Here is a 13,734-nt window from a genome sequence, read left to right on the forward strand (position 1 = left end):
CTAATTTATTTCAGAAAATCAAATATTTCCTGCTGAGCTTATTGGTAAAAAATGATTGGAATTTGACGAACGATATGTATAATCGCGGAGAAGGGAACTAGGGAAGAATGGTGTTGATATTGGGATCATCTGTTGTATCATCGTTCATTTTCTCTAATTCTCTAATCCTTTTTAGATTAAAGGTCTGGTTTTTCGAAAAGTATTCTTCCAAGGCGATTTCGGTGACATCACTTTTAGGCACTCCAAAGATGCGATATATCTTCTCCAACCTCTCAGCTTGCTTGGGTGAGATACGGATCTGTAATACCACCGCATCGCCCCTTGCCCTCTGATTGGAGATCATAACTTACCTCCCGGTTTGGTACTCACTAAAGGGGGAAGTAAAACAGTCTCGACAGATTTCTCCAATGAATCATTGGACTTTTGGATGTAGGAGAGGACTAGGAAGAGAGGAAGAGAAACAAAGGAGGCGAGGACCGCTAGGAGCCGGACGAAGACGGGGAGCCAGGAAAATCTCCGAAAATGAGCGGTCAAAAAGAAGTCTTTTTGCCCTAGCACGTTTCGACCCCCCTTGCACTTAAAAAACCGGACCCCTACTTTGTGGCCGCTGGTTTATTAGTCAGAAAATTCCGCCCGTAGGCCAACACGACAAGAATGAGAATGGCTGCTGGCACGATGCGGACACGGAGATTCTTCAGCTTTCCTCTGTGACCTCTTGAGTTGTTGCGAAGTCTAGACGGTTGAGGAGTTAATGGCCCATGAGAATATGGATTTTTGATAAGAATTCCTGGCCAGCAACATCAGGTTCTTTATTAATGTCAAAGGATAAGCCATCGATGCCTATGCCATTAACGTTCAGCCTTGAAAATTTTACATCAGATGGATAGACCAGAACGGTCTTCTTTACACCGGCCATATGTGAATATGAGACCATCTGGTGTATGTCTGCTGCCTGAGGCTTTTCTCCGTCCTTGTACTTTGTATCCAGCACTAGGAGTGGTCCTTTCGTTATGTCCGTGATTACCATGTCCATGTGGAAGGTCCCATAAAGCGGGACACGAAAAGGACACTGCTCATGTACGACCCAACCTTTAGGCATATTGGCCTTCAGCCATTCGGCGACATAGTTCTGGAACAATAATGGCATGTTAACAAGGAATGGAACGAATTCGTTAGGCCCTAAGGCCATTGTCGGACCACAGTTATCAAGGAAGAACTTGCAGATGGAATGCATTAGTCTGTAGTCCTCGTTCAGGTGAGAGTATGACCGACCTATCAGCACTTGAGCCCCTATTGGCCTGACCGTTACGCTGCCCGCGAGAGCATGGTAGGCCATTCGTACCTCGTGTATAACATCTGGCCGTTCGATATACAGCCTTGGAAGGATATAGAGCGTCCAAGCCAAGATCCGATTGTCCTCGATGTCAGTGCAAATATCTTCATATTCAGAACCGATCCAAGGAGCTCCTCTCATCTCGTTTCGAATCGTAATGGGAATCGAGAGCCTACCTCTAAAGTAGGGCAAAGCGTCCTCTTTGACAACATATCCTTGGTATAGGCCTTTTCTTACCCTATCCCTTACCATCCTTGCTAGCAGCAAGGCCAGGTGCTCATAGAGCTCGTCGAGCCGATCAACCTTCACCCTCCCATCAAGTGGCTGTAGGCCATACGCATACTCCAGCATCCGAAATATATCATGTATGGGGACCTTGGGGGCCATTCGAACTATCAGATCTCTCCCTATGCTCAGATTGCCGATGTAGTTCGTAGATCTCAGGATGTAGCATCCGCGAGTAGCGATACTGGGGAATTCGATTGATATTATCTTGCCATATCTCTGGAACAATGAGTTAGCCAACCTCTCATCGAGCTCATTCTTCGGTATGATGAGTGGTTTTCCCTCGTCAATCGTAAGCACCTTAGCCAAGGAGCAATCACACACTCCATTCCTTTAAGGTCGTTTTCGAAAGGGTGGCCCACCTGTATGGGTTCACTCTTTCCAGGTCATCGTAGAAAATCTCCTCCAATAATGGTTCTATCTCACCGGTCCAAATGTCCTGGATGTCCCGCTTCAGGTTATTCACATCCTTGATGAAGTAGGAAATCCCCAGGGAATAGTTTGGGTCACGGATGACGGACTCGTTGATCTCTCGGAGGACGCTGATGAGAGCTTCCGACGGGAGCCCCTGATCCTTCAAGCGCTTCTCCAGGAGGCCATAATCAGGCTCTAGCCTAAAGAAATCGAACCTCCTTCTAAGCGCATAGTCGACCAGCGCGATGGACCGGTCCGCTGTGTTCATTGTCCCTATAATGAGCACGTTATTCGGGATCGAGAACATCTCGCCCCCAGAAGCCAATGGTATCTCCCTTTCCCGGTACTCGAGAAGATAGATAAGCTCGCCGAAAACCCTTGAGAGGTTCGCTCGATTTATCTCATCGATGATGAGGACACACGGTCCTTTCCTCTTCCTAGCCTTGGAACAGAACTTTAGGAACTGACCATCCACAAGTTCGTAAGAGATGCCGTTAGGGCCTGATTTAGGCCGCAAGCCCCTTATAAAGTCCTCATAGGCGAACGATGGGTGGAACTGTATGGTCTCAGTGAGACCATCGGAGTCGGAGATGATTAGTTTGGCCAGCTTATTAGCAAGGAAGGTCTTCCCAGTGCCTGGAGGGCCCTGGAATATGACCTGTCGCTTTCTGCTGAGGGCACGTAACCACGTTTCAGCTCGCTCCCTGGAATAGCCGGCTTCTATGCAAAAATCCTCAAGCCCATACATCTCTTTCAACTGTCGCTGCACAGGTTCCTTTCTTGGAGGAATTTCTGGAGGTTTCTCGATTCTTCCCTTTTCCTCAAGTTGAACAATATAGTTCGCAGGTGGGTCGCCTCTATGAGAGCTCACTATCTTAAACAAAGGGAGAAGCAGATCGAAGGTCTTGAAAATCTCTTCTTGGATGTCCTCGGGAACGCTGTCCGCGGGGAACCATTTCATGATATGAACGTCCCTAGACCAATGACTTCTCAAGTCCTCAACGCTTTCAGGCCTGTAGGCTATGCCAGGACGTTCCTCTTTCATCGAGTTATCGTCCTTAGGATAGAACCCCAGGTCATGATCCATGCTCAGGGCCCGATATACTTGGTCCGAAGCATCCTTATCGGTTGCGACGATGGTCACCGACCGTTTGTCCTCTGGAACATTATATCCATAGTCGAACCCGAACTTTACTCCAAAATCGCCAACCAGCACGTATAATTGGGGAAAGTGGCTGACCTTGACCTCTACTTTTTTTGGATATTTAGGAGTGATGGCCGCCCAAACATACGCACGAACTACACGACCAAAGAATGGCATCCCCTCTGCTTCAAAGTCTACTGTTACGGACCTCGTAGCCAGGTACGCGTAGAGCAGCGTTTCTAAATATTTTTCAGGGGATTGTTCAAATCGTATCTTATATTCAGCGACCGCCGGCGGTACTATATTGTTGTATCTTTCATTATCGGGGGTGCTTTTCAATATCCTGCTGCCAACCAACCCGTTGGCGATGATCTCCTTGGAGATTTCCGAAATGGAGATTACCGCTTGCTTTGTAGAATCCATGATAACTGCCCCTATGCCGCCATAGTATCTCCATTTGGTCGATAAAATAATATGGCGTTATTCAGAATATCAACCATTTGTTGAGCCTTATTTTCACAAGAGGGTGAAATATTGGTTTGGATAAACATGGGCCATGGATTTGAGTTCTTAGGAAAGCACCCTAATTCAGAAAGATATATGGATACGAACCAATTATGCTATTGATGTTTTAGGTAGAATGATCGCTCATTGTAAATTATCGAAAGAAAATCTTATTGGAAATCTTGAAGCAATTAGGGCAAATACCAACGCTGATGTCATGGCGATAGTGAAAAATAATGCATATGGTCATGGCATTGGGGAAATATCCAGTTTTTTAAGAGGCAAAATAAACTCTTTTGGAGTAAACTCAATTGCCGAGGCAAAAGAAGTAGTAAAAACCGGTATAGAGCCGGTTAACATCACATTGCTTGAAGGTGTTTATTCTCTTGAGGAACTAAAGGAAGCATCCGACTTAGGTGTTTCTCTTGTTTTTCACAACGATTATCAAATCGCCTTATTAAAAAATGGGTATCTTTGTCATAAGCTAGGGATAAAGTGGTTGAAGATAAACACTGGGATGAATAGATTCGGTTTTTCATCCGATGAATCGATAAAACATGCAATGCAAGTCCTAACGGATAGTGGGAAAGTCGATTGTGAATCGATGGGATTCATGACCCACCTCGCCTGTGCGGACACGCCTAACGACATTATGAATAGAGAACAGATTGAAAAATTCGATGAACTTACAAGAGAATATCCTGGTGCAAAAAGAAGCATATGCAATTCGGCAGCCATTTATTCCATTCCCAGAGAAAAACATTACGATGTGGTGCGTCCAGGTCTCGCACTTTACGGCGTATCTCCTCTGAATTGCATCTCGCCATTGGCCTCAAGATTGAAACCAGTAATGGCGTTTGAATCAGAGATTGTATCAACTCATAAACTAAAAAAGGGGGATAGGGTTGGCTATGACGGCATCAGGTGTTTAATGGATGTTAAGATAGGAATTGTAGCAATTGGGTATGGGGGGGGATATCCTTCTACCGTAAACCATGAAACCCATTACCCTACTACGACATCTGTTACAAGAAATGTCAGAGTGAGGGGAGAATTTTGTCCGATAGTTGGTCGCGTCATGATGGATTCAATGGCAATCGACATAAGCTCATTTCCTGATGTCGATATCTCCGAACCTGTAACCTTATGGGATAGTAATTTGTCGGTTGCAGATGTAGCCAAAGTAAATGGTCGCCTCCCATACGATTTATTAACTGCTGTTGGGAATGCAGTTTGTAGGACCTATCTCATGTAGTAATGCTCAATTCTCGATATAGAATCTAGTTTTTAACAACTAACAGAGACATTGTTATTTACGTTTTACTCTTAAGCGTTTTATCAAATTAGATAAACTACAAAACTTATTAATTACCTGATTATTCTTTTCATTTTCGATATTCAATGGTCGAACTAATGGATGCCATCACTGCTATTGTTGGTATTGCCATCAGTATTGGAGGAATATCTTTATATGGCTCTGTATGGGAATGGATAATTCCCACCATTGAGATAAAATATAGGGAACCGATAAGTAAGAAAAAAAGTACAGAAGATGATTGTCATTGTAATCCACCAAGTACGAAGTCGACTGGCAATCCATCTAATTTTAAAATTACCTGCCCTACGCCCGACATAGAAAACACTGATTCATCAAATGGAATCAACTATGACGAGGATACGGATACAATTTATGCTCCTTCAGATAAGGAAATTGATCTAACATTTGCCATTAGGAATGTAGGTAAGCGATCATTATGGGTCCTTTGCTTACTTGAAAAAAGAACGGCATTAACAGATATATCGATAATGGTGTATTGCAGTGAAAATATTCAGAAGCTAAGCACCCAGCGCCATAATGCAACCAATAATGTAGTTTTTAATCATTTCGATAAAGGTGATTTTCTCTATAAACAGATGTTATCTCCGCAATCAATAAACTTCTTACAGGACTATTATGAATTTAAGATGGCTTTTTGCAAATATGTTCTTCTAAAAATAAATAGTGATAAATTTAAAAAATTCCTAAATCCTTTTGAAAAAAACCCTCAATGCATCAATCCACACTTTAATAGACAAGGAAATTCAAAACCGAATATTATTAAAAAAATACTTAGGTGGTCTATAAGGCCTTGGTCTCTTAAGAAAAAGTCATTGCAGGAAGATCAGGAAACAAAGCCAGTAGGGGCTCAACATATTAAGCCATTGAATGAAAGCATATTAAAAAAACCTATTCGATGGATAAGAGGCAGGCCAAGATATCGTAGATTTAAATTACATGAAAGGAGGGTAAATGATAAATCGAGAGAGAAGATATGCTGGCACTATATTTATATTCCTGACCCATCTGAACGACGACCTCCAGTCATAACGAGTCTGCGTTATATGGAAGAAGAACGTTTTAAAATCCATCTAACAACCCCTCGTGTTGAACAAAGTACTGAATATAGTATCTATTTTGATATCGCATCGAATGAAGGGGTCCTACAGCCATATGAGGTGATATTGATGGTAAATCCTATTAGAAAAGTCAAAACTCACTAAGGTTTAGTATTATGTTATGATGAATCTTAATATAAAGAAACATAGAACGTAATTATGTATTGCAAATCATAATCATTCAACGCTTAATTCCGGCTGAAATAATGCTGGATAAGAATGTCTCAGGATTTTGAGGTGGAGATTCAACGAAGGCTTGATGAAATATCACAGAGGCTTGAGTAAGGCCTGGAAGGGTATTCGCTTCGATTACCATAATCTGGCCAGTTATCCTGTTGAAAAAAATATCTATTCTCCCATAACCTTGTATCCCTAGAGCTCTGCCTACCTTTTCAATATTCTTCTTTATTATGGTTATTTGACTTGACGTTATAATGCTCTCTGGAGGGGGAGTGAGATTTACCCCTGTTCCACCCAAAAATTTTTCATCCAATGACAATACATCCCCCTTCTCAACTACAGTGATACTTGGAGTGAGAGAGTGATATTCATCGTTATCTTCCGAAATGCCGACAGTCAGCTCTATCCAACCTGTAATGGGCACATGCGTTAAATCGAACCCAGAAATGGAGATTTTATCCGTCATAATAAATGGTTCTAGGATAAGATCATCTTTGCACATAGGCATCTCTATTGCGAGTGGCTGTTGAGAGAACGTTCCTGAGGCTAAGGTGGATTGCCCTTTTTCGATTGCCTGTAAATATAATTGTAAGTCGGTTTCAGAATTGAAATGCACAACTCCCGTCGAGCTCCCATCACATCTTGGCTTTACCAATATATTGGCAGTATTTAATTTTTCAACTGCCTTTTTCCAAACACTCCCCACAGATGTGTGATGTTCAGGGTTTATGATAACCTTCGATGCCGATATTAAAATGTCATCATTTAAGTTGGATATCACCTCACCAGTCCGATATTTATCCATACAAAGGTGTGAAGCGCATACATCCGAACCATTAAAGGCTATACCATATGTATTAAATATAGCTTGAAGGCCGCCGTTCTCACCTTCGCCACCGTGGAGGGCAATAAATACGAATGCATTTTCGTTTGCAGCTTTTTTACAAAATGATTCAAGGTTCATTCTATGAGGCATCATCAGTTCTTTATGTCCTAGTTGTTGAATGCCAAGGTGTCTGCACACGGGCTTTGAAAGGATTTCGATTCTTGAAACAATGTCCTCTGCATTGGAACAATCCTCTTGGATTTCTTCAACTGTATAGCTCAACGCAAAGATGTATGGTAGTTGCCAAATGTCACCGTTGGGGGCAAGGAGAAAGGGTGTTGGAATGTAGTCATGCGAATGCATGAGCTTTAACCAAACATTGATTCCCGACATGACCGATACCTGGCGCTCGGATGTATTACCGCCCAGAAGGACATATATTTCCTTTGCATTAGTATTTTTAATACGTGGATTTGTAGAGCAGTTCAATCCGTAACGTTTTGCAGCATGCTCAACAATGTATTGTAACATATCTCTATGCGTAAACCCAATGCGACTACCTTGAACGAATAAATTACTACACTGCTCCAATCCAGTTATTGGATTGATATCGAAGATGATGATTCTACCATCAGGCATGAGCCATCCATCAAAACAAGCAAAATCGCTCATGTCGAACTCTCTGAAGAGTCTTTCAGCGGTCCTCTGAATATTGCCTATTTCTACATCGTTCATCTTTGCTGGGCAATCGTTTTCAACATTCCTGGATAACATATATTTATCTCTATATGTCAATATATCATGGCCTATGAGCCGACTCTCCATCGGAATCAAAGAGGCTGGTTCGCCCTGATTATTTTCTAAGACTACAATTGTAAACTCGCGGCCTTGGCAGTAAGGTTCAATCATAGCATCTTTGCCAAGTCTATTCGAGAATATATATTGTAAATGTTCTACCGCCTCATTGATGGTCAGGACCGACTTCACACCTATGCTAGATCCGCCTTCGGCGGGCTTTACAACATATTTGTCTCCAGGATAATATTTGATAAAATTTGTTATCTTTTCTATGAGTGAACTAGGTGGATCAGTTATGCTGAACTGACAATTTGGAAGTGTTGGATAGTGGAGTCTTTGCATATGCTCATTAGCAGTGAGCTTGTTGAACATAAGGCGGCAGGCTTGCGATGAGGAACCAACAAATGGTATCCCGTTCACTTCGAGAAGCTCTTGAAGTGTACCATCTTCACCGAACGCCCCATGAATTGTCGGAAAAACGATATCGACATTATGCTTCTTCAACGTTCTTATAAATTCTTCATGCGACAGCGGCTTTCCTATGCTTTCGAGTTTGAAATCGTAATCCTCTGGAGTATTCGAATATAACTGTGCGACGGATATTTGATAAAAATTGCACTCTGTATCGCAATAGAAGGGGATAACACCCCATCCCAATGAAGGCAGATGATCCATTATCGAGCATGCAGAATTAAGGGAGACACCACGTTCTTTAGACGGGCCGCCGCATATCAAACCAATAATCATATCGGCTCTCCGTTAGGTTGAGCATTTTGATGAGAGCATCCATTCAAATAAAATCATCGCCCAAAAAGTACATGAAGAAGGCGATACTGCCCAATTTAAAGCCATGTTGTCGATTCAAGGAAAATAGCAACCATCAATCAGTACATAGGGTACATGCCCTAGATATCGATATTATCCCTCATATGATTTCCCTATCCTTTGTCCCATAAATATGTCCATATATAGTCTACAAGAATCTAATCATCATCTTTCCCGCAGTTTCTTTAGGTTGTATGTCTGGGTTCTCGAAAAATATTCCTCTAAGGCGATTTCAGCGACATCACTCTTGGGCACTCCAAAGATACGGTATATCTTCTCCAACCTTTCAGCCTGTTTGGGGGAGATACGGATTTGTAATACTACCACGTCGCCCTTTGCCTTTTGATTGGAGATCATGATTGACCCCCAGGTTTAAGTGGGGGTACTAAGAAACATTCAGTCTGTTTAACCAGTGATTTTCGAGACCTCCGAATGTAGGATATAGCTAGAAAGAGGGGGAGGGATACCAAGGAGGCAAAGACCGCAAGAGGCCGAAGGTTAACTAATATGTATGTAGACCTCCAGCCGGTGCGATCATTCAGGAGATTTGAAAGGGGAGCTTTGCTCATTGCCCCTCCCTCGCCTGCATAAAACAGGTGTTTTGTGCAGGTTCTTCTTTTTGCTCGTTCTTTATATACTCCTCCTCGTTTTCGAGGGGTAGGTTTTTTGCAGGTCGTTTTGAGAGAATGGGCGCCCTCTTGTAGTCCTTACCTACGAGATCGTCCCGCCCGGCATCGTGTAGGTACTTGTTGATTGTACCTTGCGAAACACGGAGATCTCCGGCGAGCCGAGATTTCACCCCGCCTGCCTCGAGAACGAGGATAACCGTCTCGATATCGAGGTTAACCCTCGGTCGACCGAGGGTTTTCCCTTCGGCCCTCACCCTAGCTAGGCCCTGTTTGACCTTTTTGGAATTCTGTCGCCGAAACCACGATGAGAACACCGCTGACAGCTCATATTGAGTCATCCCGGTCGGGTCTTCCAGGTCGAAGGACTGATTGGCGAACACGATACCGATCGGAGGTTTCATTCCCAGGAGTTCATTCACGAACTCGATGGAAGGAACCGTATCACGCCATAGTCGATCATCGCTCTGAGCCATGAGAACGTCGAACCTGTGCGCTTTGGCATCTCTCCTTAGAGCTATCATGCCGGGCCGTCCCTTATCAGCACCGGACCATCCCTCATCAACATACTCACGGAAGATGGTCATGCCCCTAGACTCTGCAAGCTTACGAAGGATGCGGAGCTGGGTCTCCGGGTTCTGGTCCTTGTCGTCGGTCGAGACCCTAGCGTAAATTGCAGCCTTCAACGGAGGAACCTCCCTACAAACATGCGGATTGGAAGGATGAAAAAGAGGTCGAAAAGCCAGACAGTCTTCTTAAGAAAATGCCTTGTTTCGACAGATGATAAATAGCTCACTGGACCAGCCTCCTTGAAGTAAACTCGGCCGTCCTCAGCTCGCGCATTCTGTCTTCTACCTCTAAGAGCCTCTTTTCGATGACATACGGGCGAGGGATCGGGACGTCGATTAGCCTACAATATTCCCGCATCAGATCTTCTGGAATGGGGCCATAGGAGAGCATCCGAGTTTCATGCATCATCTTAGGCCACCCTCCGTTCGGCCTCTACGATTAAGCTGCCGACGAACTCGGCCACTTGCGGAACCACAGCGTTACCTAGCGCCCTAAGCTGGTCCACCCTGGCGGGAACCCCATCAGCCACCTGGCAAACTCCGGGTTCAGCTCCCCAGAGGTCAGCCCACTTGGGATAGGAATGGGAATCGGACGGCCGATAGGAGAACACTGATACATCCTGACCGCCTGGGACAGGTTCACCGAATGATTGGAGCCAAACTTCTGCTGGCTGCTCCTGAGGTTCGCCGTGAAGGTGTCCGCCACCGTGGGGGTAGGCCACGATAAGCATCCGGTCGCGGCGATGGAGCGCGCCAACACTGGCCGCTGATACAATGTCCCATTCCGCATCATACCCGCAGAAGGCCAGCTCTTGCAACACATGTCCAAGTCCACGGTACCGGAGGGCAGGAACATTCTCCAGGAGCACGAACCGAGGTCGTAGGTCCCGAACAATTCGCATGGCCTCGAAAAAGAGGCTAGAGCGCGGTCCGGAAATGCCGACACCTTTTCCAGCCTGGGATATGTCCTGGCAGGGGAAACCCCCAGCGATGATGTCCACTCGCTCAAGGTCGTCTGTATCGATCTCGCACACGTCGCCATATAGCTCCACTCCTTGCCAGTGCTGTCCTAGAATCCTCTGGTTGAACTGTTCTCCAAACGGTTTCTTTGATTTCGGGTCATGCTCGCATTGCCAGCTAACTTTCATACCCGCCCTTTCCAGCCCAAGGTCTATTCCCCCTATTCCGCTGAAGAGAGAACCCACGGTAAGAGCGGCCATCAGTCATCCCCCGCAGGATCGAACATCTGGCCGTCCGGCCTCGCCATGAAGTCTGGGCAGGGAACCTTTGTTTCCTCCCGACCAGCGAACCGGCGCTTAGTGTATCGGTCCCAGAGTCCATTGTAGCGGGAACAGTGGTACTTCCTGGACAAGTCATGGCAGTAAGCACAGTTCCGCTTCCTGATCCGGACCTGATGAATCCCAGCAGCCTCAATGACACTGGCCAGCTTAGAAAACCTCAAATCGAACACCTCCCCTGGCATTCGTCCTGTGCCCCTTGCGCTGGCCTAGGGGCGTAGATGGTCCCTAATACTGGCTTGGGAAAGTCTTTTTGATCGAGCCTCGCCCGCTCAATTATCTCCCGCTGATGAGGGGGGAGCTCGAAAACCTTCAGGGTTCTCCTGGTCGGGTTGGCCAAATATTCCTTCAATGACTCTTCCCCTTCATGCTCCAAGATAAAGAGCTGAAGGGCCATCTGATCCTCCTCGGCCTCGGTGCGCTCCCTTGGGGCCTTCTTTCCTTCCTCAACCATACCTAAGAGTTTCTTGAACTGATCATCAGCAATGCTCATTGATACATGCCTCCAGAATTGTCCACCGCTGGTTGTTGATCTGCCTGGGCCGTAGCACCCTGGCGGGCCATCGCGGTCATGGCCTCCCTTTGAAGTTCCAGGTTGGCGAACTCCAACACCCTGTGCTGAAGCTCCCCGAACTCTGCCAGTAGTCGATAGTTCTCCAGCATCCATCCCTCGACGTTGGCCTTCTCCGATGCCATGTCGTGACGGATACTGGCCATGCTGGCCCGAAGCTCCTTGGTCACTCCGTAGAAGTTTGTAACGGCGTCCGCCCGGGCGGCGTCCTTAGTTTCAAGGGCATCGGGGCCAGGGGTCGAATCCCGCCAGTATCCGGTTTCCTTTGCAGGAACAAAGCCAACCGGGAAGTTCCCCATGATCGCGGAGTCGTTAGTAGCGTGATGGAACTCCCCTACAAACTTGGGCTCCCCGAATTGCCAGCCTCCGAACTTGGAGAGGATGTTGACGGCCCTCTGAGCCCTATCCGCTAGGTCCTGCCTAGACTCCATCGCCCGACCCGGCAGCATCTCCACCGGGGACGGCCAGACGTGCATAGCCTGGCCGTTGGGGTAGTCCCAGAACTGAAGCTTAACATCCCCGTCCTCCAGGGAGATACGGCCCATGTAGAAGGTCACTCCGTTCTCCAGGTGCTTAGGGGTCCGCTCAAAGACGGGCAGGACGGTCTCCCCTTCCTCGGTCCTAATCTTAAGGGGGTGCTCTAGATCGCCTTGTCGCAGAACCGGATAAATGAACCGTCCGTCAATGTGAGTCTCGCCGGTTATGATGACGGCTCCGGAGGGGTTTTTATCCGGTTGACAACAATTTTGTTCATTCCGACCCCCATCGCAAAGGGGTTGACTCGGGGGTTGACTCGCGGATGATAATAGTTCATCCAGTATACTCGCCCGCTCCCCCCGAGTATAGAGAACTGGGTTACGTGTTCCCTTGATCCGGGCGATAAAGCGCTCCGACTCCAAGGCCCGAAGGTGTTTATCGACCCCTTGCTTGCTTATCTTGATGCCCTTCTCGGATAGCGCTTTAACGATGCTGGTCGGGCACATTCCGGAGTTAGGAGTTAGGCCGTCGACGGCATAGTGATAGATGCTTCGGCGGGTGGGTGAGGGGTCTACTTTTTGCATGGGATAGCACCCCCTCCGTCAACCGAGTCAACCGGGGGGGTTGACTCAGGGGGTTGACTCGAATTCTTCCAGCAAGCAGAAAAGAGGGGTTGACTCGGGGGGTTGACTAGGGGTTGACCGACTAGGCAGTTTGTCCACCTAAAAGTTGACTTAAAAACCATGCCTTACCCCCTGTAGCTAGTGCCGCGAATCTCGCATTCGACGCACTTGTGAACGTTCTTGCCCGGCTTCAGAACGAAACAGAACCGTTGGTCATGGGGCAGGAGGCAACGATAGCCATAGGTGAACACGTTGCCCTTTCGCCTCCTGACCTCACCATCGCGCTCCAGGACCTTCAAGCGCCTGGTGACGTCGGTTATCCTTCTGCCGTTACCCAGTTCTTCAGCAATGGTTCCGGGGTCAACTCCCGCGTTGTAGCGGTCCCTGATGTAATGGTCCTCTTCCCAGTCTCCATCTATGACGGTCAGAGGTTCACCCCCAGAGAGGACAGGATCAGGAGCAGCGCGACGAACTCCGCGAACCACAGCATGGCGAAAAGGAAGAGCAGCCGGGCGATGATCGAGCCCTTTCTCAGCTCAGGGGCAACGCTAGACATTTAGAACCCCCTGAACCCGCTTCCTGGCGCCCCTAGGCCGGTTTCCGACCCTTGACCTTGTGGCAGCTAGCCTATCGGCGTTGACGAAGCCTGAGACCGGAACGAAGCTCTTACAACGGGCGCAGTTGTCGCAGCTATCCCCCTTACAACGCTCCGTCATTGTGGAACAGGCGTTGATCTCCTTGCCGTTCCCGTCGACGAGTTGGCAGAAATCACAACAATCGTTGAAGATCAGTTCCCCGCTCAGAGGCCCACCCCCCGACGAAGAG

Annotated in this window: 14 protein-coding genes; 2 read left to right on the plus strand and 12 right to left on the minus strand. The window is 46.8% G+C overall.

The features are described 5' to 3' along the window. Positions 1-97 precede the first annotated feature (97 nt). The 3 genes from SA339_05075 to SA339_05085 all read right to left on the minus strand — a co-directional run bounded on the left by SA339_05075 (position 98) and on the right by SA339_05085 (position 3,599). Entirely contained in the window at positions 98-343 is a 246-nt protein-coding gene (locus SA339_05075; protein MDW5562581.1) for a hypothetical protein, read from the minus strand. Between the two features lie 405 nt (positions 344-748). Continuing rightward, a complete protein-coding gene (locus tag SA339_05080; GenBank protein ID MDW5562582.1) occupies positions 749-1,918 on the minus strand; it encodes a hypothetical protein in 1,170 nt (389 codons plus the stop codon). Between the two features lie 16 nt (positions 1,919-1,934). Next, positions 1,935-3,599 carry an AAA family ATPase gene (locus SA339_05085; protein ID MDW5562583.1) on the minus strand — a complete coding sequence of 555 codons (1,665 nt, stop codon included), beginning with the start codon at positions 3,597-3,599 and terminating at the stop codon, positions 1,935-1,937. 217 nt (positions 3,600-3,816) lie between these two features. Between SA339_05085 and alr the strand changes: the two genes are divergently transcribed. Further along, the gene (gene alr / locus SA339_05090) at positions 3,817-4,935 is read left to right on the plus strand and encodes an alanine racemase (GenBank protein MDW5562584.1); all 1,119 of its coding nucleotides are present in this window, start codon (positions 3,817-3,819) and stop codon (positions 4,933-4,935) included. Between the two features lie 146 nt (positions 4,936-5,081). Continuing rightward, the gene (locus tag SA339_05095; protein ID MDW5562585.1) at positions 5,082-6,221 is read left to right on the plus strand and encodes a hypothetical protein; all 1,140 of its coding nucleotides are present in this window, start codon (positions 5,082-5,084) and stop codon (positions 6,219-6,221) included. 76 nt (positions 6,222-6,297) lie between these two features. Here SA339_05095 and SA339_05100 read toward each other — a convergent pair whose 3' ends face one another. From SA339_05100 to SA339_05140, 9 genes are all read right to left on the minus strand, one after another. Then, a complete protein-coding gene (locus SA339_05100; protein ID MDW5562586.1) occupies positions 6,298-8,667 on the minus strand; it encodes a hypothetical protein in 2,370 nt (789 codons plus the stop codon). A 243-nt stretch (positions 8,668-8,910) separates the two neighbouring features. Then, positions 8,911-9,102: a hypothetical protein gene (locus SA339_05105; GenBank protein ID MDW5562587.1), complete on the minus strand. Its 192-nt coding sequence runs from the start codon at positions 9,100-9,102 to the stop codon at positions 8,911-8,913. A gap of 208 nt (positions 9,103-9,310) precedes the next feature. Beyond that, on the minus strand, positions 9,311-10,057 hold the full coding sequence (locus SA339_05110; protein MDW5562588.1) for a recombinase family protein: 747 nt from the start codon (positions 10,055-10,057) through the stop codon (positions 9,311-9,313). 293 nt (positions 10,058-10,350) lie between these two features. Beyond that, positions 10,351-11,160 (minus strand): DNA cytosine methyltransferase, encoded by an 810-nt coding sequence (locus SA339_05115; protein MDW5562589.1) that lies wholly within the window; start codon positions 11,158-11,160, stop codon positions 10,351-10,353. Continuing rightward, entirely contained in the window at positions 11,160-11,402 is a 243-nt protein-coding gene (locus SA339_05120) for a hypothetical protein (protein ID MDW5562590.1), read from the minus strand. Before SA339_05120 ends, SA339_05115 begins: the two co-directional genes overlap by 1 nt. Next, positions 11,399-11,731 (minus strand): hypothetical protein, encoded by a 333-nt coding sequence (locus SA339_05125; GenBank protein ID MDW5562591.1) that lies wholly within the window; start codon positions 11,729-11,731, stop codon positions 11,399-11,401. The genes SA339_05120 and SA339_05125 overlap by 4 nt, the downstream gene beginning before the upstream one ends. Further along, complete coding sequence (locus tag SA339_05130) at positions 11,728-12,366, minus strand: hypothetical protein (protein ID MDW5562592.1); 639 nt, start codon at positions 12,364-12,366, stop codon at positions 11,728-11,730. Before SA339_05130 ends, SA339_05125 begins: the two co-directional genes overlap by 4 nt. A gap of 668 nt (positions 12,367-13,034) precedes the next feature. Then, positions 13,035-13,394 (minus strand): hypothetical protein, encoded by a 360-nt coding sequence (locus SA339_05135; GenBank protein ID MDW5562593.1) that lies wholly within the window; start codon positions 13,392-13,394, stop codon positions 13,035-13,037. Next, on the minus strand, positions 13,334-13,465 hold the full coding sequence (locus tag SA339_05140) for a hypothetical protein (GenBank protein MDW5562594.1): 132 nt from the start codon (positions 13,463-13,465) through the stop codon (positions 13,334-13,336). The genes SA339_05135 and SA339_05140 overlap by 61 nt, the downstream gene beginning before the upstream one ends. Between the last annotated feature and the right edge of the window lie 269 nt (positions 13,466-13,734).

It is taken from the genome of Methanomassiliicoccus sp., from assembly GCA_033485155.1.
Classification (GTDB): domain Archaea; phylum Thermoplasmatota; class Thermoplasmata; order Methanomassiliicoccales; family Methanomassiliicoccaceae; genus UBA6.